The organism is Candidatus Kryptoniota bacterium (assembly GCA_036567965.1).
In the GTDB taxonomy this organism is placed as follows: domain Bacteria; phylum Bacteroidota; class Ignavibacteria; order Kryptoniales; family JAKASW01; genus JAKASW01.
Map to the genome: position 1 here is coordinate 159,050 of DATCTN010000006.1, position 20,774 is coordinate 179,823.

Genomic DNA, 20,774 nt, shown 5'->3' on the forward strand with positions numbered 1-20,774 from the left:
ATTAGTCATAGACAAATGGTATCGAAGTTTCTTTTAAAATTCTTCCGGATTTGCCTGCGTCATCTGATTATTGCCCTCTTGCGAATTATTCTTTTTGGAGATCAATTTGTCGGCGTGACGTGCAAATTGCTTCAGCAGAAAACGAAAAAGTCAGGAGGACGAAATGGAAAGAGTAATGCGCCGCGGGATAAGAACGCGATTACCCATCACCGTCGCATACTTTTCGGTGACGGAATCAAGACCACGCTTGTGGGACCGGCTGGAATCCGCACAAGTGTGAGTTGCTATATTACTACTTTACCAACACCATCTTCTTCGCGTCCGAGAAATTTCTACCGTCGGCTCCGAGCACGGACACTCGATATAGATACACTCCAGTCGGGTAACCTAGCATGTTTACGCTCTTGTTGTAGGTACCTGCGTCCATTTTACCAAACTGAAACTCTTTGATTCGTCTTCCGAGAATATCAAAAACCTCCAGTTTCACTGTCGAGGTTTCGCTGAGGGAAAATCCGATTACGGTCGACGGATTGAATGGGTTTGGATAATTGTCCATGAGCACAAAGGAATGATTCTCCCCCGAAAGACTCGTGGCCGAGGTGACTCCGGAGAGAAGCGTAACGGAGTGGCTCACGAATGACAGCCCCATGTCCTGAATCCCCGACTCTCTTACGCCGATTCGGAATGACGGGACGGTAAAGTGCGGAACGCGCCACGTAACGGAATCGGTTGCTGCCGGAAGATTGCGGGTGATGTCCTGCCAAGTGTTTCCGCTGTTTGTCGAATAATCCAGATCGACAGTGTCGACTCCCGAAGATTGCCACTTTATCGTTATTGACGAATCAGCCCGAACGCTGTCCATGTGCACCGGAGACGTAATGAGGATATACGGAAATCGATAAGCCCTGTAACTCCAGATCGAGTCAGGAAGGGTCACCTCAAACACGGTACTCCCGTCGGCCGCGACTTCGGTGACGGAGGGATTGGTCAACCCCCACCCGATCACCGTGTTTCCGTTCGCGAGTCGCTGGACATACCCTGTGGCGAAACCATATAAGTCCGGGGTATGCCTGTATTGCCAAACAAGAGTAGCTGTCTTGTTGACCATGTCGAGTTTATATTCCACTGCCCGCGAAAAAGGAGGAGTATGATAATTCCCGTTGTCGAACAGAGTTATGTCCCCGTTCGTGATTCGTCTTACTGCGTGCTGGTGCGAGAAGCCTATGCTATCGTTCACGAAAGTGAACTGGTTGTTTTTCCCGCCAAGTCTCCACATAATATCTCCCGTTTCGACATTTATCTTCGTGATCTCGTCAAGATGCCTTGATGACAATATCACGTTACCGTCAGTATCTACTTCGATCGCGTTTGCGTGTACGTAGTCTATGGTATGAGCCTGAAGGTTTTCGTGAGTTGCGTCCGTGATGTTGAAATGGTCCCAACTACGCCACTGGAATACCACATGCCTGCTTTTATCAAGTTCCTGGATTATGTTCCCCGTAACCAGGGCCGCCGGATCACCACCCGACACTAACTTGCTCATGTCTACTAATTGGTAGTCGTCGCACAGAAGAAGAATGTGTCCGTCCGGGAGTATCCTCAAATCGTGGTCATCGTTGAAATAACCGTTTGTGCAGCTGATACTATCGATCACCTTGAACGAAGTGTTCATCACATAATGATAGTCGCTGTTCTGGTCGAAGTATGTTAACGTACCGTCCGGTTGAATCTTGAAATCAAGAGACGATTTCGACCCGACGTTCTTGAAGTATACCGGTTTCCCCTGGTTGTCAGCCATCAAGAGATAATTTCCATAATTATTAGCGCTTGAGCCGTTGAGCGTAGCAAGAAATACGTATCCTGGCGACGGATTCACCGATTTTGTCACGGTCAAGAATGGAAAATCGGCCGGAAGACTGTCCTGGCCGCCTGCAAGAGCTCCAAGAGCCGCCACGCCGGCGGCTTTGCGTGCCTGTCCCCGCACGTCCACATTGCGCGCGTTCGCTTCCTCCTCCTGCATCCGTATCTGCGACACCAATCGTGCGTCAGAGTCAATGTCGGTCCCGGAGACTGTGAACGAAAACGGGTCGACGTGGACACTGTCGCCGTCAGCCGAACGGATCGCGCCGTCCATCGAGACGGACACCTTTTCTCCGAGCTCAAACTTCTCCGCCGGCTGAAACAGCACTGTACGGTTATCGTCGGACAAGAGTACGGTTCCATCATGACTACCGCTCGAACTCCCGACCACCCTGAAGCGAGCGAGAGCGACATCAGCGGGATTAAGAACGATGTCGCCCCTCACTATTATATTAGACCCCGGAGTTGCCAGCGTGGCACCTGGTAACGGAGAGAGATAGATGACATGCGAACCGAGCTCGTACGTTTTGGAACTCGTCCTGACCTTGGATTTATACAGACGTCCGAGCGTAGGCGTCCCGCCGTAAATGCCCCGCGCGCACATCAGACTCATTATCAGAAAAAGATAGTAATGAGCCTTGGTAATGGATAGTTGCATCTCTTGTAGCTCCTAATGTTACTTGATTTAGACCTCAAACCTTTGAGTGGATTCTTATCCTGCGGGTTTAATCGACCCGGCTACACCAACTCCGCGATATTAGTCCCTACTCGATTACGACAGGAGGAACCTCGACCTCCTGGCCTGAAGCACGTAAGAGTCCCCTCATCCCTTGGGCGTCTATCAATCGGACTACGACGGTCACTTTCGTGCCCACCGCCACGACAGGTCCGCCGCGAAATGCTCCTGAGACGAAATAGGGAGGAATTCCAGATCGAATAGAAGACAGCCATGATTGAACGGTGATAAAACCCCTTCTAAAGATTTCGCAGAGCTGCCTGAAGTATTTGATTATTGCCCTTTCGCGATTTATTCTTTTTTAAGATCAATTTGTCGGCATGACGTGCAGATTGCTTCAACAGAAAACGAAACAGTCAGGAGGCAAGTATGGAAAGAGTAATGCGCTGTGGGATAAGATCCCGATTGCTCGTAATCATCGCAGGTTTTTCGGTAATAGAATTGCTCCTTCATCTATATACGAACATGTTTGCGGGTTACGGAATATTCCGCGACGAACTTTATTACATCGCGTGCAGTAAGCGACTCGCGCTCGGATACGTAGATCAGCCGCCTCTATCGATTTACATTTTGACGTTCAGCAGGTTTCTTTTTGGCGATTCAATTTTTGCAATCCGGTTTCTTCCAGCGGTCGCGTCCGCCTTCACGGTTTTCTTCACGGGATTGACTCTGAACGAGCTAAAAGCAAACACTGTCGCGGTGGTTGCCGCATCTCTCTCTCTGATATTCTCACCCATATTCCTCGGAATGTGCACGATCTTTTCGATGAACGCGTTTGATTGCCTTGCCTGGTCCGCCCTTTTCTACCTCACCGCGCGTTTGATCAACACCGACAATCCAAAACTCTGGATCGCCATCGGATTATTAATGGGGTTAGGTCTACTCAACAAGATAGATATCTCGTGGTTCTGCGCCGGTTTGTTAATCGGGCTTCTGCTTACCTCACAGCGAAAACATCTCGCGACATTTTGGCCTTACCTGTCCGGTCTGATTGCCTTATTAGTTTTCCTTCCTTACATCATTTGGAATGCGACTCACAATTTCGCCGACCTGGAATTCATCAGGAATGCGAGCGCGCTCAAATACGCCTCTGTGACCCGCCTCGACCTCATAACCGGACAGATTCTCGAGAATGGTCCGTTAACCCTACCTGTGTGGGTCGCCGGAATTTATTTTTACTTTTTTACCGGTATCGGAAATAAATTCAGACTCATCGGGCTGATTTTCCTGACCACATTCTTGATTCTCTTTTTGAACGGACACAGCAAACCCGAATATCTCTCCCCCACAATCACTGTTCTGTTTGCCGGAGGCGGAATGATGGTAGAAAAGTTAACGGAGATGAGATACGCTCGCTGGACCAGGACAGCGGTTCCTGTATTCCTGCTGGTAGGGGGAATCATCGGGGTTCCTGCTGCGCTCCCAATCCTGCCGGTTGATACATACATCAAATATGAAAAGGCGATGGGGCTAAGACCTTCGACACCCGAGGCACATCATCTTGAAGAGCTCCCTCAATTCTATGCAGATATGTTCGGCTGGGAAAACATGGCTCGATCTGTCTCGAATGTTTACACTTCTCTTCCGGTTGACGAACAGAAGCGTGCAATTGTTTTCGCAATAAACTATGGCGAAGCGGGCGCAATCGACTTCTTCAAGAATAAGTATCCGCTTCCCAATGTCATTTGTCCGCACAACAATTTTTGGTACTGGGGATACGGCGACACCACGAAAGACATCGTGATCGCTTTCGGCGCAAGTAGAGAGGATTTTCTCAAGTCCTTCTCATCCGTGACACCAGCCGCAACTATCCAATCTGAATACGCGATCCCTTATGAGAACAATCTGCCGGTTTTCATTTGTCGGGGAATCAGAGTCGACATAAAAGAGGTTTGGTCAAAGATCAAATTCTTTATTTGACTTATTAGTTCGCTGCCCGCGTAGAGACTCAGTGACCTTGCAACATCAGGGACAGTACCGGTTCCGGACACTCCGCCAAATTGGACCTCGCTCTGATGATTCGCCGGGAATTGCCGAATCCTAGGGTGTACGCTAACCATTTGAAGGAGTAAGAGCTATGAAATGCTGGGAATTCGAGTCGGGACTCGGGAAGGTGCAACCATTTACACCAGCTCAAGAGGAGGTCCTCTTGACGCAATTCCTATATCATTTCTCTTCATTCCATCTTCGGCGATTTCTGAGTACGTCGAGGTAATGTCCGGCAAGCTACTGGCGGAAGTCACTCGCCGCAGTTGCCACAACGGAGTGAATCGCAACCTTTCTGAGAAGTCCTGACATCTACCACATTATTCTCTACTTGCGATTTGACAGTGCCCGGAGTTGTTCCGTAAACACGTTTGAAAGCGTACCTGAACGCCCTGGCACTCCCATACCCGACCGATCTCCATACGACTTCTACAGTTTGTCCTGATCTGAGAAGCTGAAATGCCCTCTGCATGCGCACTCTGCGCATGAATGAGTGTGGACGCTCCCCGAAATGGCGGGCAAAAGATTCCCGAAGATTTGTTTCGCTCACCTTCAGCGCCAATGCCAGCTGCGCAACTCCGAACCCGGGATTGGAGAGGTTTTCTGCTATCAATCCCGCTGCTGCCTCCAAATGGATGCTATCCATGTTACCCCCTTTTGTTTTGATAACGGCAGCGCGTATCGATAGATCAACAGTTTTGTTGTCCGGGGGACTCGGTATTTCTTGACGTCTTATGGTAGGACTCTGCCCACTATCTCGACTTAACTAACGTCTCCCTTCCCGCCTGGCGGGACACTCGATAATGATCTTCCATCCGTGAGGCAGCCTTACCCACCGCCTCTCTGGTAAATTTAATACTCAGCATGGATCGGAGTCAAGTACGGTTGGTCTTTAGACTCAAAGTCGGACTGGTAGTAATGAACTGTATCTTCTCGGCGGGCACCTCGCACTTTCGGTGTCAACTGGCTTCTGAAATATTACATCTACTCTTGGCGGCGAACCGCCTCAGAAATCGCGCAGGCAGTTGGGTTGACCTGGCAAGGTTCCGATGTATTCCTGGATCAAACTTTAGCCGCGCTAAGGCAAGTAGCGGCGTGATTTCGAGCTTACCCTCCGTGATTCTCCTGAATGAGGAACAGTCGGCCGCTCTCGATCCGGTATATTAATGGCGCGACGAGGATTTTCGGGTAACGGAGTCTGAGACGATTGACTTCACTCAATGTAAAGTCTATTTCATTTCCGATTTCAAACATGGGTGCGAACTGCATGAAGTGATCCTCCGCTGCCTGTCGTTTCCAACCGGCATTGTTTACAAGTCCCTGCAGGAATTGCTCCTTTCGTGCGACAAGATTTACCATTCCGCACTGGTTGTGTCCGATGAGGGCGAGACTCCTTACCCTTCCAACTCCGATGGCATAGGATACCTTGAATTCGCTGTATCTCAGGTTCGCTCCCCCATCCCTGATTATGAAGGCGAAATTATCGGGGATCCTAAGACGCTTTCTGTTATCCATGCACATCCCAATCAACAATTCCGCACTGGTGTAAACATCGCGCGGCCTGTCCAGATTGTGGTACTCCAGCAACAAACCGATCGGCGTGTCCCGATATCGAGTCGGAATGTCGTCTTTCGATTCTATCGGAATTAACCTATTCATTCAGACTTAATCTCGTAATTGAAACCTCGTCTCATTTTTACTCAACCATGGTTGTGTTAATTACTCAAACACATTTTCAGGATTTCAAATTCCACTTGCAGCACGCGAGCCATTTGTCCTGAAATAATGTCCGCGGCAATCTTGTGACAATCCATTCCGTCGCCGCCAAGTTCCAATATTGGAAGAGAAAGGATATTGTCCAGGCTGCCTCACGTACGACACGCAAAAGTACGGCAGTTATTTTTCCGCTTGACAATTTCAGGCTGCTAATTTAAATTAGGAACGATTACTATTATTATAATTAACTGACAGGAGGAATTAAGATGGCAAAAACACTCAAGGGAACGAAGACTTACAACAACCTCAAGGAAGGTTTCGCGGGTGAGTCGCAGGCGAACCGGCGGTACCTTTATTTCGCGCGTCATGCAGACATCGAGGGCTATCCTGATGTCGCAGGCGTGTTCCGCGATACCGCCGAAGGTGAGACCGGGCACGCGTTCGGTCATTTCGATTTCCTGAAGGAGGTCGGCGACCCGGTGACGAACGTTCCGGTCGGCGACACGAAGGCCAACCTGAAATCTGCCGTCACCGGCGAGACGTATGAGTACACGGAAATGTATCCGGGATTTGCCAAGACGGCAAGGTCGGAAGGTTTCGAGGAGATCGCAACATGGTTCGAGACTTTAGCGCGAGCGGAGAAATCGCACGCGGGGAGATTCACGAAAGCTCTCGACACGCTTGGAAAATAATTGAGGACGGGGAGTCCGCCCGCGCGGACTCTCCCCTTTTACCAGGAGGCTGACTCATGGCATTTGATTTCAACTCGACAGATTTCTACGACAGCGTCTCGTTCGAAAAGGAGACCGGACGAATCTTCGACATTTGCAACGGCTGCCGACTCTGTTTCAATCTCTGCCCTTCTTTCGATTACCTCTTCAAAAGAATCGACCAGCTTGACGGGGAAATGAAGGACGTGAACGCAAGTGACACTGAAAAAGTGGTCGAACTCTGCTACGACTGCAAACTCTGTTATCCGAAATGTCCCTACACGCCGCCTCATAATTACATGCTCGATTTTCCGAGACTCATGCTGCGCGGAAAGGCGATCGCCGCAAAGAGCCACGGTGTTACATTTCAGGACAAGCTCCTGAGCCGCACAGACCTTCTCGGACAGATATCGACCAAGGCCGCGCCGCTCGTGAACTGGTCCATGACGCTGAAGCCATTCAGAATCTTGATGGAGAAAACGATCGGGATTCACAGAGAGAGGAACCTCCCCAGATATTCGAGCAGGACATTCACATCGTGGTACAAACATCACAAAAAGTCTGAACCCGTTCGATCCGACCCGCCTAAGGTGGTATTGTTCCACACTTGCTCGGTGAACTACAACGACACAGACACGGGAAAAGCCGCAATTCAGGTTCTCGAGAAGAACGGTATTCGCGTTGAAGTACCGCAACAAAAATGCTGCGGCATGCCGTTCCTGGATGGCGGCGATATAGATGGCGCAAAAAAACATGCCGAGTATAATGTTAAGCGCCTCATCGATTACGTCAGGAACGGATATGACGTCGTCACTCCGGGACCGAGTTGCACTTACCTGATCAAGCAGGAATACCCGATGCTCCTCGAAAGCTCCGACGCAAAATTACTCGCCTCTCGCACCTTCGACATTATGGAGTATCTTGCGCGGCTGAACAAGGAAGGCAAACTTTCGACCGACTTCAAGACCCCCCAGGGTGAAGTGACATATCATCTTCCCTGCCACCTGAAAGTGCAGAATATCGGATTCAAATCGAGAGATGTCCTCGAGCTGATTCCCGACACGAAAGTGGAAGTGGTCGCGAAATGCTCAGGCCACGATGGCACGTGGAGCCTGAAGAAGGAATATTTCCCGCTTTCACTTGAGGTAGGCAAGCCGCTTTTCGAAAGGTTCACGAACGGCTCACTCGCAGCGAGCGATTGTCCCCTTGCCCAGCTCCAAATTGAGAAGGGATCAGGCAAAAAGCCGCGTCACCCTGTACAGATATTGAGGGACGCGTACGGTCTTGAGCGGGATCCTAAAGCATGACGGCAAGGAACAAGAAATAGTCAAATGTAAAGAGGTTGAAAGGTGAAAAAGATCGAATTTGATGAAATAAAAAACATTATTGAATACGAGAAATTGAGACTCCCTTTCAGGAGGAAGATCATCGCGATGAAGAATAAACGAAGACTGAAAGTCGGTGAACTCATAACTCTCACTTTCGAGAACCGGTCTACAGTCGTTTTTCAAATCGAAGAGATGATGCGCGTGGAAAGGATCGTCGACGATCGAAAAATCCGGGACGAGATCGAGACTTACAACGAGCTGATCCCGCGCGAGAACGAATTGAGCGCGACTCTATTCGTTGAGGTCGACGAGCAGGACAAGATAAGACCCGTTCTCGACTCACTTGTCGGGCTGAACACGAATTCCGTATTTCTCAGAATCGGGGACAAGTCGATTCCAGCCGTATTCGAGGAAGGATATGCAACAGATGATAGGATCAGCGCTGTCCAGTATGTAAGATTCAAATTTTCCGCGGAGGATGTCGCGGCATTTCTAACACCGCGAATCCCTTCAGAGATCGTCATCGAACACAAAAACTACAGAGCGCGCAGCGTAATGGCGGGCGAAATGCGCGAAGAACTAATTGATGACTTCAATAGCGGAGCGATGGCAAATGTCTGGACTTAACCACTGCAACTTACCGGAAAGCTCTGGAAAATGGTGAGTGATAATCATACGAGGAAACGAAGCAAGCAGCGTGAGAAGGTACTCAGTATCGTAAAGGCGACGAAATCTCATCCGACCGCAGACTGGGTGTTCCATGAGGTCCGAAGAGAAATTCCGCATATCAGCCTGGCTACCGTTTACAGGAACCTTAATCTCCTCGTGGAGTCGCGCGAGATAAATGAAGTGGTTTGCGACGGACAACTTCGATTCGATGCGAACAAGGAAGAACATTTCCATTTCATTTGCCGTGAGTGCAAAGGAATTTTCGATATAGATGAAGCGAGAGTGGAGTCCCCGGATTTCAAGCTTCCCCGCGGCTACGTGGTCGAGGACGTAAGGATGGATTTTTTTGGCAAATGTCCGTCCTGCCAGCCTAAACGCTGAAGCTCAGAATTCAGATTCTGGTGCATTGCACCTTGCTTACTGAGCAAGTCGACACTATTGCCACCGATCGGGCGTAAGATCTTCGTTTGACAATTAAAGAACTTCGGCAGAACCGCTCCTGAAGCAATTTTCAATCCGGGGGTTTATCTTCCAGCTCGAATCGAACCGTTTTCGACCAAGTCCGTTTCTCCCTCTTGATATAATCAAGATAAATTCCGCGCGCCACAACATAGATCCAGAACTGACAATATGTAAAATACATCAGGAGAACGAGAACGAGATTCTTGAATGTGTCCTGTCCTTCGTACGACAGGACGAGGAAGATTTCGAATATGAACAGGACAACCGCAAGTATCCAGACGGTAGTATATGGGCCCGGGAGAGGTACGGCGATTATATGTGATACGCTGAATATGAATATCAGATCGCTCACGCCGATCGCGAACAGAAAAACATAATACAGCGACAAGAGGTAAAGAATCTCAAATCCGAGAAATTTGTTCTCGAACTGCGTAATCTCTTTAAAGAACTTGCCGACGACATAGTTGTTGCCCCTCACCCATCTCGTCCTTTGTTTTGCCCAAACAGATAAGGTCTCCGGTTCCTGTTCCAGAGTAACTGCAAAAGGTATGTACTTAATCCTGAAGCCTTTCATGTAGACCCTGATGCTGAGCTCCGAATCTTCCGTTATGGCGTCTTCGTCCCAACCTTTCAGGTCGTCGAGCAGGTGTTTCCAAATCACGAAGTTTGTTCCGGGCAACGTGGACACTTTAAAGAGTGCCCATCTTCCGGCCTGAAGTATCGCCTGGAAACTGAGAGTCTCGATGCTTATGAATCGCGTGAGCCACGTCTTGTCTTTATTTATCGTCCTGAAATTGCCCAGCACTGCACCAAGATCCGGATGCAGGAGAAGCTCCGTCACGAGGTATTTCAGGGCATCCGGAAGCGGCTGATTGTCGGCATCGTACACCGCAATTACTTCCGCATCGGTCCTGCTAAGTCCGAGATTGAGAGCGCGCGACTTCCCTCTCCCTCCCTCTCCCTTCGGCACGTCATAACAGCGAACGCGACTGTCGCGGCTCGCAATTTCCTTAACAATGCTTCCTGTTTCGTCCGAAGACCCATCGTTTATCACCACGATCTCAAGCTTCTCTGAAGGATAGTCGAACTTGAGCATCGCTTCGAGAGTTCTGCGGATGACCTTCTCCTCGTTATGCGCCGGGATGAGCACGCACACCCGCGGATTCTCGAAATGGGTCTGGGCGTCGATCGCCCTTTTCTCTTTCGTCGAATTCCAATTGTGAAAGAATCCGGCAATTGTGAGGACGAGCTGGTACGCGATCATGAACCAGATGAAAATTACAGATAAGACAAAAAAACCGCCGAGAAGTGTGGTAACAAAATTAAACACGCGCCAGTGCTCTCCTCCTTCTGACCTTGAACACAAAGTACAGGATTATGAGAATACCGCCGGCAATGGATCCGAATATTGAAATTACCGCCGAAGACCAGAGGCTCGTCAGGTCAATTCCGTAAGATACGGTACTTTCAAGTATGACCAGAGCTTTGTGCTGACCCGGAGGAAGAATGATGCCGTAATGTTGTTCCTCGCGCGAAACGGAAAATGGGATCTCGTGATCGTCGAGAAAAACTGCGAATGGGATTTTGCCGAACGATACGGCACATCTGATCGGGGAATCGTATGTGAACTCCACGCCGCGCTGGAATGTGCGCTCGCTGAGAATGTTGCACGACGCCGCCTCGACATGCGATTGCATCATCTCGCTTTGAAACGGATTGACGTCTGCCGGCATTACTTTCACGACGTGGTCACCGGCCGGCATCACAAAGTAGCCGGGCTGGTAAGGATACACTGTGTTCCCGTCGACTGAGACCTCCTTCACTTCCTCACTCAATCGTATTGAAGTGGAGTATGGAGCGACAATCCTGTAACCGCCGTCTATGAGTTCCATCTGTGCCTGCGGTGCGATTGAGTAAGGGATATCTGCGAGGTCCTGAGGATAAACTGTAGCCTCGGAGTAAACGGTCATCCTGGGGGCGGCCTCGGCGGCAGACCTGAGCAGAAGATATGCCTCCGTACCGGTAGGTGTCTGGGTCGGAAAATTTCCCGTATAATTCGCGGCACGGAACGAGAGAATGTTCAGATCGATCAGGAGGTCAGATGAATCCGGTCCCAGCAACTTCCTGTATGTGTTCCCTATCCCGATATACCTGTGGGGATCAGTGTTCCAGTTCGACTGCGGGTCCTCAACCTGCAGGCTGAAATTGAAGTTTTTCCTCAGCTGCAGGATCTGGTCGACATCGACTCCGATGCTGGACCGCAGGTCTGGAAATGTTTTTTCATCGTGCACCGTCAGTATGATTTCCGTGCCCGGCTTGTTTTTGAAAGCGTCGGATGCAATGGTGAGAAAATGGGAAGTGAATTCAGTAATCAGCGAAGCGCGGAAATCCATGAAACTTTTCCAGTCCTCAGGTGAAGTCTTGTAGTAATGAATCGATGACGGCTGGAACAGCTGTACCGGATCGAAACCATATTTCTTTTTGAACATGTTCCTCGCGCTCGCGTCGAAAGGAGTGAGGAGCTGCGGATCCGCTGGTGCGCCTTCGCCGCCAAAATTTATTTCCGCGATGTTTGCGCCGTCCCAGTCATGAGAAGTGAGAAATTTATAAGTCCAGGTCGTGGCAGAATCCATACAAACGGTATCTGCAAGCGCTACTGGGTATCGCCAGTCCCATTGAACGTCCTCACCCTTGTAATTTTTCTCGTGCCATTGTGGATGGTCGTCATAAAATTTCTTGCTTATCTGGGGCGGCTCAATCCACACATCTACATTGATTCCGTAAGCGTGGCAGAGTCGGATAAGCCTGTCATAGTCATAACTGAATTTCGGATATTCGTGCCATCCCGCGACATGGATAACTCGAATTCCCTTTATGGCCCATTGTTTTACAAGAGACTCTACACTTTCCGTTCGTCGGAGGCCGGGATCAAAGTACATCTCAACGTAATCGCGTCTCAATGTTGGATAGAGGCTAAAATAGCTCTTGAGCCACTCCACGAGGTAGGGAAATCTGGCGTAACCCTCTCCTGAAATCGGGTCGAATCGAGAACTTATTGAAATGAATTTACCGTTTCCATACTTTCTTGCCACCGCGACCGGAGCATCGTTTACGTCGTTTATGCACACGACCTCGTCGTTCTCCTGGACATCGATTCTATATGCTGACTCGAACGTTCCCCAACTAAGCAGTTCCTCAGGAAATAGGGCGTCCCTGACCTTCTCGAGTCGCATCCCATTTTTGCTGAATTGTATCCCAAGGTCGAGGGCGACGGGATTCTTTGAATCGGTGACGAGATTTCCGCCGTTTGAGACGTACTTGTCGATCACTTCGAAGAGTGAATCCGGCAGTTTTTCCGCGGAGGGATAAGGCATAATGACAACGTTGTAATCTCCTATCATGGATAGGTCACTCACAGAGAGAGTATCGGTAGGTATTCCGACACTTTGTAATGTTGTGACAAAACTCGCCTCGTCAAGCTTTGCCCCGCCGGTCGCGGATGAGTCCCACACAACGGCTGCAACCGCCGGAATTATCGTTTTCTTTTGAGGAAATAACCCGTCCCAGAAATTCTTCATCGCTCCAGTAACGTTATCGATGAACGTCAGTTCTCTTTCACGAACCTCCGTGGGTTCCGCCGCGTATATCCATCCCGGCTTGAGATCGATATTTCTTGTAATGTCACCGGTGATCCGGTTCGGAGATATTTCTCTGCTGACGCGCTCCCCGCGTTCATTCAATGACACTTCTTTCAAAAATTGATCTTCGATTGAAATTTTGAACGAAGCTTTGCCGGATACGATCGCGCGATCAGGCAATTTTACAAGATTGTTTCCATCTCTTAAATCTATGTAAGTGTAACCAAGATCCCGGATTCCTTCAACAATTTCTTGAAGAAGATTGAGCGGAAGAAATGGATGAAAGAATGCAGTGGCATATCCGTCCCTGACGTAAAGCGCGGACTTAGCGCCCTCTATAATATCGCGGACCGCTTGCTCTTCCTCCTTGGGGGTCCCGAGAGGAACATATCCTACGTTCTCCGGCACAATCTTCTCGCCGTACATATCCTGCTTTATGACATATGGGAAGAACTGGCTGTAGTCGAGGTTGTTCATCACGATCCGCTGTTCAACTGCAGTCGAGAAAACTTTTGCAATGGCAGCGTAATCGATCTCAGACGCTCCGTAATGAGGTGTCTCCCAGGCAAGAGGGTAAACACCATTTCGCATCAGTTCCTCCACGCCCATCTCGAGCTTCTGCTGCACGTATCCCGGGTTATCGTCCTTGATGGGTCTGCTGTTCGCTTCGTCCCAGAATTCGAAATCGCTTGCTGTCACACCGTGATATTGATGGGTATCGCCATGCATCACGATTGTCGCGCCGTGGGCCTCCGCGTACCGCAGCGCGTCGACCATGTCTGGCTCGTCGGATAAAGAAACTCTTTCATTGTCCGACGGATCGATATAGTATGGAACGACAGCGATCAGGAACGGGACTCCTTCGTTGTACAACATGTCCGTGATCTTCCGGATGTTGTCCGGGTCCTCCAGCGGGTGCACATCTTCGATCCTTATTAATGCCGCGTGAAATTCAGAATGTTCCTGTCCGAGTATGTCGTGAAGTATTTCGGAAAAGAAAAGGTAACGGTCAGTCGTACCCATGTATGAAAAAGGAGAATCCCCGAAATAATAGAGATTGCCCGTGTGGATCGCATAAGGAGAAACTACATGCGCTGGTGCGACGGCATTGGCAAGGACTTCAACCTGGCGCCTGTTCCCGATCGACAAAATATTCAAATATTGGTCGCCCTTTGTAAACCGGAAATTCCGGTCGAGAGCAATTACCGCGTTATATCCCGTGGTCGAGTCGAGTCTCTCAGGAACGAATCCGTACTTCGCGAGTAAATTATGTTTTGCGTTGAATGCCACTATCCCGGTGTTCAACCAAATCAGTGTCCCTTTATAATTGAATGCGTCATCCAGAAATTTGTCCGGCGGTTGACAGTCGTTCGTGTAGCCGGTAAAGAACACGTAATCAAATTTGCCGCATTCACCGGACTTATAGTCGTCGGCGGCAACGATGGTCTTCTGAAGATCGAAATGGCCAAGGAGCTGGTACAGTTGGAGCCCGTCTCCCATAGCCGGATTGCCGGGACTTTCTTTCCCCTCATAGACAATTAGGACTCGCGAGGAAGCTATTGCTTCGGTCGCCGTCAGAAGCATGATCAACAACAACACTCTTTTAATCATCTCTCACCTTGCATCAACTAAATATCCGGGCACTGTTCCACGACTGATATACTCAGCATATTTTATCAAACAATCTCGGAAGGAAAAAGGAAAGGTTTGCAATTGAATTAAGTATGGGATTAGAGAGAGTCTCTCAACCGGAGTGGATCCGGCACGCGGGGTCGAGACAATCAGGCCTTCCCGTCCCAGTCAGCATACTTTTCGTATGCCTCGATAATGTCCTTCACCAGCTTATGGCGGACAACGTCGGCCTTCTCTAGATACACAAAGCTTATTCCACTGACGTTCTTCAGAACTCTCTGAATCTCCACAAGACCGCTGAGGCTTTTTTGAGGGAGATCGATTTGTGTAATGTCGCCGGTTATGATGGCCTTCGAGTTGACACCGAGTCTTGTGAGAAACATTTTCATCTGCATGCTGGACGCGTTCTGGGCTTCATCGAGAATCACGAACGCACTACCGAGGGTTCGTCCGCGCATGTAAGCTAGCGGCGCGATCTCGATAGTATTCTTCTCCACATAGAGTTTCAATTTGTCCTGAGGCAGCATGTCCTCCAGCGCGTCATAGAGCGGCCTGAGGTACGGTATTACTTTTTCTTTCAAGTCGCCCGGAAGAAATCCCAGGCTCTCGCCGGCTTCGACCGCAGGACGCGTGAGAACTATTTTCTGTACTTCCCTGTTTCTGAGCGCGGCAACTGCCATCGCCACGGCTAAATAGGTCTTTCCTGTTCCCGCGGGACCGACGACAAACACGACGTCGTTCTTTTTCACCGCCCTGACAAATTGCCGCTGGCCCGGCGTTTTCGGCTTGATGAGATCGTTCCTTGCCGAGAGAACTACCGCATCCTTCCCGTCCCCCGGCTCTTCTCTTGAACTTTCCCCAGAAACCAATTCCATTACGGTGACAACATCGTCAGTCTTCAAAACTCCCGTCCTGTTCAGAACATAGATGAGCTCTTTGAAGACTTTCTCTACCCTGTTCGTTTCTTCTTCTTCGCCCTTGATGAGGATGCTGTCACCGCGTACCACGATGTTAGCATCAAACCTGTCGGAAATTATTTGCAGATTGGAATCATTAAGTCCAAGGAGGGAAAGGGGATCGACTCCCGTTATCTTGATGCGCTTCTCGACTGTTTCTGTCATTCGATCAGTCGGTCGCAAGGTTGGAAAACAAAAAACGCTCCTGCCACGTGATTACATAGACAGGAGCGTCTGAAAATCTATTCAAACTTCTTGCTGAATCCCTTGCTTATTTTGAAGGCGATGGTGCCTGACCCGAGTTGGCCTTCATCATACGCGCCTTTTTGGCGTAGTACGCTTTGGCTGCCGCTTTCTCGGTCGAGTTCAGAGGAGCATTCTCAGGTATCCTCAATACCTCTCTTGGATGAATCAGATCGGGATTCTTGATCTGATCGCGGTTAGCTACGTAAATCTTCGGCCACTTCCATGGATCGTCATAGATCGTCTCCTTCTTGGAGATATTCCAGAGACAATCCCTGTTCCTGGCCCATGTACCGACGGTGTAAGTCTTTTCCGCCATCTGCTGGCAATTTGCAAGCCGTGCTTTCAACTGGGCATAATTATTAGAAAGATCCTGAACCCTCGGATAGAATTCAACCGCGAGAGAAAGCCGACTCGCCTTCGCGGAATCGATCTGTGCACCAAGTGCCGCTACATCTGCTCTATGCGCGCAGAGATCCTGATCGGACATCTTTGTGTAATTGTCGATCTGTCCGGCAAGGTTGTTCAGCATCTGATCGTACGCTTGCATATCTGCCTGCGTAGCATGAAGCAAATCCAGATACTTCTGCATTTCTGCCTGGACCTGCTGATCCATGCTTGCCAGTTGGCTTTTCAAATTAGCGACGTCCGTGTTCAGCTGATTCAATACATTCTTCAGAGAATCGCGCTGTGCGGTCAAAGTCGTAATCTGCGCCTGCCAATCGTCAAGCTTCATTTCCTCCTGTGCGGATGCCACAGAAGAAATCGCGAAGATAATCGCGACTGCTGCGAGAACACCAAGTCGTTTCATCTATGGCTCCTTTTCACTTTGAGGTGGTGGTATCGGTTTTTGTTTGCTGCATCCTTTGCTGTACAGTCTGCTCATTGGACTGCAACTTCTTAATTTGATCCTGTTTGTCAGCTATTTGCTTCTGCAAATCAGATTTCTGTTGTTGTGCTGTTTGGATTTGCTGCTGGAGCGTGGCAATTTCACTCTTAAGATCGCTTAACTGCTGCATTTGATCTTTAGTGGCACTCTTGCTACAACCAGCTAGAATGAAAGACGCTACAATGAGGCTCACAATTGCGCCGGGCAATTTTCTCATTTTTTCCTCCTTTGCGTATTTTCGTCGCTTTAAGTTTAATGGAATCAACGGTTTTAGTCAAGCATTTGATATTAAAAATATCTTAAAATATTTTCATTCATTATACTAACTCAGTCGTGTATTTAGTAAATTTCCATTCCAAAACAGGAGATACGCGCGATTGTCAAAGGTTAAGAAAGTTGTGCTCGCCTATTCCGGCGGGCTCGACACTTCGATCATCATACCATACCTCAAGGAAACATACGGCTGCCAGGTAGTGGCGTATGCGGCCAATATCGGGCAGGGAGACGAAGAACTTGATGGATTGGAAGAGAAAGCCAGGAAAACTGGGGCTGACAAGTTTTATCTCCTCGACCTGAGAAAAGAATTCGTCGAAGACTTTCTGTTCAGGATCGTGAAGGCGAACGCGATTTACGAACGCAGATATTTGCTTGGGACATCGATCGCCAGACCTCTCATCGCGAAATACCAGACGAGAATCGCTGAGCAGGAAGGCGCTGATGCACTTGCTCATGGATGCACCGGAAAAGGAAACGACCAGGTCCGATTTGAATTGACTTTCAAAGTCTTCGCGCCGCAGCTCAGGGTGATCGCGCCGTGGCGCGAATGGAAAATCAGATCGCGTGAAGACGCCATTAAGTACGCCGAAGAACACAAGGTGCCCATCAAGGCTACTTTGAAGAAAATTTACAGTCGCGACGGCAACCTATGGCATCTCAGCCACGAGGGAGGCGACCTAGAAGATCCCTGGAACGAGCCGAGGGCTGATATGTTTGTCAGGACCAAATCGCCTGAGAAGGCTCCTGACCGAGCGACGTATGTAGAAATCGAATTCCTCAAGGGAGTCCCGACCTCGATCGACGGGAAGAAGCTCGAGCCTCTCGCGCTTGTGGAAAAACTTAATAAAATAGGTGCCGCGAATGCCATCGGCCGCGTCGATCTTGTGGAAAACCGTCTCGTGGGAATGAAATCAAGGGGTGTATATGAAACTCCAGGCGGCGAAATCCTTTACGCCGCGCACAGCGATCTCGAACAAATAGTCCTGGACAAGGATACCCTGCATTACAAAGATCTCGTCTCTCAGAGATACTCGGAACTTGTGTACAACGGCCTCTGGTATACCCCGCTGCGCGAGGCAATCGACGCGTTCATGGAATCCACACAGCGGTTCGTGACCGGGACAGTAAGACTCAAACTTTACAAAGGCAATATTATTTCCGCCGGCAAGAAGAGCCCTTACTCTCTTTACCAGGAAGACCTTGCCACATTCTCCCAGGACGATGTTTACGACCAGAAGAAGGCGGAAGGTTTTATTGATCTCTTCGGACTCTCAACGAAGGTGGCATCGATCGTCCACGGGAAGCCGAAAGAATGAAGCTCGAGGTGCGAGAACTCACGTTATCCGACGCTCAGAAGAAGGTCCGGCAGGATGACGCGTTCTTCCTCTTCTACTCTACATTTCTCGGAGGATACACCCGCGACCGCCTCCTGATGTCAGTACCGATTGACGACCACATTGTCCACAGAGGCGACGGAGTCTTCGACAACACTCTTTGCATAAACGGAAATTATTATCTGCTCGACCAGCACATCGAACGGTTTTTCTATTCGGCAAATTCAATCGGGATCAGGCCGGAATTCTCTGAAAGCGATCTGAAGCAGCTCCTCATCAGGCTGGGACTCGCAGCGGGAAAAAGCGCGTTCATCGCGCGATACTTCCTATCGCGGGGACACGGGAGCATGAGTGTGTACCCTCATGAAGCAATTGCTCCGAACCTATATGTTCTCATCGGCAGGTCCTCGTCTCCTCCCGAGTATTATTTCAAGAAGGGGATGACAGTTATAACGAGCCCGGTAGGAATGCGACCGCCAATTTCTCCGCAGGTGAAATCGGTCGACTATTTGTCAAACGCACTTATGGAGCTTGCCGCGCGAAACAGCGGAGCCGATACGGCAATTGCCATCGACCAGAGCGGCAACCTGACGGAAGGCTCAAACAAGAACGTCGTGGTTATTACCGATGATCGTGTGATGATGATACCTCCCTCCGACAAGATTTTGCGCGGGACGACATTGAACCGCGCGATCGAGCTCGCCGCGGAACACATGAAGAAGAGATTGCTTCGGGAAACCAGGACGGCGAGTATTCCGCTGACGGAAGCGTACAACGCGCGCGAAATCTTGTTCTTCAGCACCACGTTGCCTGTCGCTCCCGTGGTGAAATACGACGGCCGGATCATCGGAGATGGAAAACCGGGTGAGATCTGGAAGAGCTTTTATACCCTGTTCCAGAAAGACATGCGGTTGAACAGCAAGTATTTAACTTCGCTTAAGAAGGGATAGCATGGCGAAGCTGTGGGGCGGAAGATTTGTCAAGGGCGCATCGAAACTCATGGAGGATTTCAACGACTCTCTCCCTTTCGACAAGCGACTCTGGCGGGAAGAGATCCGCGCAAGCCTGGCTTATTCCTTGGCGTTAAGGAACGCAGGTGTCCTGTCGAAATCTGAGCAATCGAAAATATCTTCCGCTCTGAGGCTCATCGAAAGAGAATTTGAATCGGGAAAGTTCGCTTTCAAGCCGCACGATGAGGATATTCACACAGCAATCGAGCGACGACTTGTAGAGAAGACGGGAGCGATCGGGAAAAAGATTCATACGGGTCGAAGTCGAAACGAACAGGTCGTAACTGATGAGCGCATGTTTCTCAGAAGCGCGTGCAAGCGCATTATCAACCTCATTCGCGAGCTGCAGAAAGGCGCCAGAGACACAGCCGATTCAACTTCACAGGACATAGTCCCGTCATACACACACTTGCAGCAAGCCCAACTTATCAGGTTGGGCCATTATTTCATGGCACTGTTCTTCATGCTCGAAAACGATCGCCAGAGGTTCCATGATGTCGAGAAGCGAATCGATGTGCTCCCTCTCGGGTCGGGTGCGGTCGCCGGCTCAACAGTGAAGATAGACAGGAACATCCTCCGGACTGAACTTGATTTCAGTACGCTTTCGCCGAACAGTGTCGCGGCAATAAGTGACAGGGATTTTATCGGTGAATTCCTCTTCGCGGCGGCTCAGACACTGGTTCACCTGAGCCGGTTTGCAGAAGACTTGACGATCTGGTGCACACCCGAATTTGGTTTCGTCGAACTGGACGATCTCTTCTCGACGGGCAGCAGTATGATGCCCCAAAAAAAGAATCCGGATTCATTGGAGTTGATCAGGGGAAAAACCGCGCGGATGATCTCAAATCTGAATTCCATCCTGGTTCTGCAAAAAGGTCTACCTCTTACTTATTCGAAAGATCTACAGGAAGACAAAGAGCCGCTTTTCGATTCGACAGACACGCTTGAAATTGCTCTCAAGATTTTCAATGGAGTGATTTCGACACTTAAGATCCGCAAAGAGAATCTCTTGAATAGAGTCGACGACTCGATCTATGCGACGGATATTGCTGATTACCTCGTAGCGAAGGGGTTACCTTTCCGCGAAGCTCATGAGATCGTCGGGAAACTCGTGCTCGCGGGGATCGATGAAGGTAAGCGGCTTCGCGATTTATCTTCTGTCGAGCTGAGGAAGATATCCAGACTGTTTGACGATCACTACGGAAAGATATTCGAACCGGTGCGTTCCGTTGAGAGACACGACGTGTTCGGCGGGACAAGCCTCAAGGGGGTGAAGGAACAGATTGAGATTGCCGACCGCATACTTGCGGCAGAGTAACAGTCTCGTAA

At 49.6% G+C, this 20,774-nt stretch carries 16 protein-coding genes; 8 read left to right on the forward strand and 8 right to left on the reverse strand.

The window, feature by feature from the left end; all coding sequences use genetic code 11:
- Positions 1-292 precede the first annotated feature (292 nt).
- The gene (locus tag VIS48_01430) at positions 293-2,518 is read right to left on the reverse strand and encodes an aryl-sulfate sulfotransferase (GenBank protein ID HEY9164800.1); all 2,226 of its coding nucleotides are present in this window, start codon (positions 2,516-2,518) and stop codon (positions 293-295) included.
- Between the two features lie 447 nt (positions 2,519-2,965).
- On the opposite strand from VIS48_01430, the gene VIS48_01435 reads away from it, so the two are divergent.
- Positions 2,966-4,516 (forward strand): glycosyltransferase family 39 protein, encoded by a 1,551-nt coding sequence (locus VIS48_01435; protein ID HEY9164801.1) that lies wholly within the window; start codon positions 2,966-2,968, stop codon positions 4,514-4,516.
- Positions 4,517-4,835: 319 nt separating this feature from the next.
- On the opposite strand, the gene VIS48_01440 is transcribed toward VIS48_01435, so the two are convergent.
- The gene (locus VIS48_01440) at positions 4,836-5,228 is read right to left on the reverse strand and encodes a helix-turn-helix transcriptional regulator (GenBank protein HEY9164802.1); all 393 of its coding nucleotides are present in this window, start codon (positions 5,226-5,228) and stop codon (positions 4,836-4,838) included.
- A 461-nt stretch (positions 5,229-5,689) separates the two neighbouring features.
- The gene (locus VIS48_01445) at positions 5,690-6,241 is read right to left on the reverse strand and encodes a carbonic anhydrase (protein HEY9164803.1); all 552 of its coding nucleotides are present in this window, start codon (positions 6,239-6,241) and stop codon (positions 5,690-5,692) included.
- Positions 6,242-6,564: 323 nt separating this feature from the next.
- Here VIS48_01445 and VIS48_01450 point away from each other — a divergent pair, with 323 nt between their 5' ends.
- Genes VIS48_01450 through VIS48_01465 form a run of 4 tightly spaced genes read left to right on the forward strand, consistent with a single transcriptional unit; the run spans position 6,565 to position 9,386 of the window.
- The gene (locus tag VIS48_01450) at positions 6,565-6,990 is read left to right on the forward strand and encodes a rubrerythrin family protein (protein HEY9164804.1); all 426 of its coding nucleotides are present in this window, start codon (positions 6,565-6,567) and stop codon (positions 6,988-6,990) included.
- A 56-nt stretch (positions 6,991-7,046) separates the two neighbouring features.
- Positions 7,047-8,315, forward strand: coding sequence for an anaerobic glycerol-3-phosphate dehydrogenase subunit C (locus VIS48_01455; protein HEY9164805.1), 1,269 nt, complete (start codon positions 7,047-7,049; stop codon positions 8,313-8,315).
- 42 nt (positions 8,316-8,357) lie between these two features.
- Positions 8,358-8,963, forward strand: coding sequence for a DUF3501 family protein (locus VIS48_01460; GenBank protein HEY9164806.1), 606 nt, complete (start codon positions 8,358-8,360; stop codon positions 8,961-8,963).
- 30 nt (positions 8,964-8,993) lie between these two features.
- Positions 8,994-9,386: a transcriptional repressor gene (locus tag VIS48_01465; protein ID HEY9164807.1), complete on the forward strand. Its 393-nt coding sequence runs from the start codon at positions 8,994-8,996 to the stop codon at positions 9,384-9,386.
- A 130-nt stretch (positions 9,387-9,516) separates the two neighbouring features.
- On the opposite strand, the gene VIS48_01470 is transcribed toward VIS48_01465, so the two are convergent.
- From VIS48_01470 to VIS48_01490, 5 genes are all read right to left on the reverse strand, one after another.
- Positions 9,517-10,797 carry a glycosyltransferase gene (locus VIS48_01470; GenBank protein HEY9164808.1) on the reverse strand — a complete coding sequence of 427 codons (1,281 nt, stop codon included), beginning with the start codon at positions 10,795-10,797 and terminating at the stop codon, positions 9,517-9,519.
- Positions 10,790-14,716 carry a polysaccharide deacetylase family protein gene (locus tag VIS48_01475; GenBank protein HEY9164809.1) on the reverse strand — a complete coding sequence of 1,309 codons (3,927 nt, stop codon included), beginning with the start codon at positions 14,714-14,716 and terminating at the stop codon, positions 10,790-10,792. Before VIS48_01475 ends, VIS48_01470 begins: the two co-directional genes overlap by 8 nt.
- A 170-nt stretch (positions 14,717-14,886) precedes the next feature.
- On the reverse strand, positions 14,887-15,858 hold the full coding sequence (locus VIS48_01480; GenBank protein HEY9164810.1) for a PhoH family protein: 972 nt from the start codon (positions 15,856-15,858) through the stop codon (positions 14,887-14,889).
- Positions 15,859-15,964: 106 nt separating this feature from the next.
- Entirely contained in the window at positions 15,965-16,747 is a 783-nt protein-coding gene (locus VIS48_01485) for a hypothetical protein (protein ID HEY9164811.1), read from the reverse strand.
- 13 nt (positions 16,748-16,760) lie between these two features.
- Positions 16,761-17,042 carry a hypothetical protein gene (locus tag VIS48_01490; protein HEY9164812.1) on the reverse strand — a complete coding sequence of 94 codons (282 nt, stop codon included), beginning with the start codon at positions 17,040-17,042 and terminating at the stop codon, positions 16,761-16,763.
- 160 nt (positions 17,043-17,202) lie between these two features.
- Here VIS48_01490 and VIS48_01495 point away from each other — a divergent pair, with 160 nt between their 5' ends.
- The 3 genes from VIS48_01495 to argH are packed head-to-tail and all read left to right on the forward strand — an operon-like array spanning position 17,203 to position 20,763.
- Positions 17,203-18,417 (forward strand): argininosuccinate synthase, encoded by a 1,215-nt coding sequence (locus VIS48_01495; protein ID HEY9164813.1) that lies wholly within the window; start codon positions 17,203-17,205, stop codon positions 18,415-18,417.
- Positions 18,414-19,385, forward strand: coding sequence for an aminotransferase class IV (locus tag VIS48_01500; GenBank protein HEY9164814.1), 972 nt, complete (start codon positions 18,414-18,416; stop codon positions 19,383-19,385). Before VIS48_01495 ends, VIS48_01500 begins: the two co-directional genes overlap by 4 nt.
- Before the next feature lies 1 nt (position 19,386).
- Entirely contained in the window at positions 19,387-20,763 is a 1,377-nt protein-coding gene (gene argH / locus VIS48_01505) for an argininosuccinate lyase (GenBank protein ID HEY9164815.1), read from the forward strand.
- Positions 20,764-20,774: the final 11 nt, after the last annotated feature.

Coding starts and splice junctions, on each gene's coding strand:
- VIS48_01430 (HEY9164800.1), bottom strand. CDS start 2,518: ATGCAACTATCCATTACCAAGGCTCATTACTATCTTTTTCTGATAATG.
- VIS48_01435 (HEY9164801.1), top strand. CDS start 2,966: ATGGAAAGAGTAATGCGCTGTGGGATAAGATCCCGATTGCTCGTAATC.
- VIS48_01440 (HEY9164802.1), bottom strand. CDS start 5,228: ATGGATAGCATCCATTTGGAGGCAGCAGCGGGATTGATAGCAGAAAAC.
- VIS48_01445 (HEY9164803.1), bottom strand. CDS start 6,241: ATGAATAGGTTAATTCCGATAGAATCGAAAGACGACATTCCGACTCGA.
- VIS48_01450 (HEY9164804.1), top strand. CDS start 6,565: ATGGCAAAAACACTCAAGGGAACGAAGACTTACAACAACCTCAAGGAA.
- VIS48_01455 (HEY9164805.1), top strand. CDS start 7,047: ATGGCATTTGATTTCAACTCGACAGATTTCTACGACAGCGTCTCGTTC.
- VIS48_01465 (HEY9164807.1), top strand. CDS start 8,994: ATGGTGAGTGATAATCATACGAGGAAACGAAGCAAGCAGCGTGAGAAG.
- VIS48_01475 (HEY9164809.1), bottom strand. CDS start 14,716: ATGATTAAAAGAGTGTTGTTGTTGATCATGCTTCTGACGGCGACCGAA.
- VIS48_01480 (HEY9164810.1), bottom strand. CDS start 15,858: ATGACAGAAACAGTCGAGAAGCGCATCAAGATAACGGGAGTCGATCCC.
- VIS48_01485 (HEY9164811.1), bottom strand. CDS start 16,747: ATGAAACGACTTGGTGTTCTCGCAGCAGTCGCGATTATCTTCGCGATT.
- VIS48_01490 (HEY9164812.1), bottom strand. CDS start 17,042: ATGAGAAAATTGCCCGGCGCAATTGTGAGCCTCATTGTAGCGTCTTTC.
- VIS48_01500 (HEY9164814.1), top strand. CDS start 18,414: ATGAAGCTCGAGGTGCGAGAACTCACGTTATCCGACGCTCAGAAGAAG.
- argH (HEY9164815.1), top strand. CDS start 19,387: ATGGCGAAGCTGTGGGGCGGAAGATTTGTCAAGGGCGCATCGAAACTC.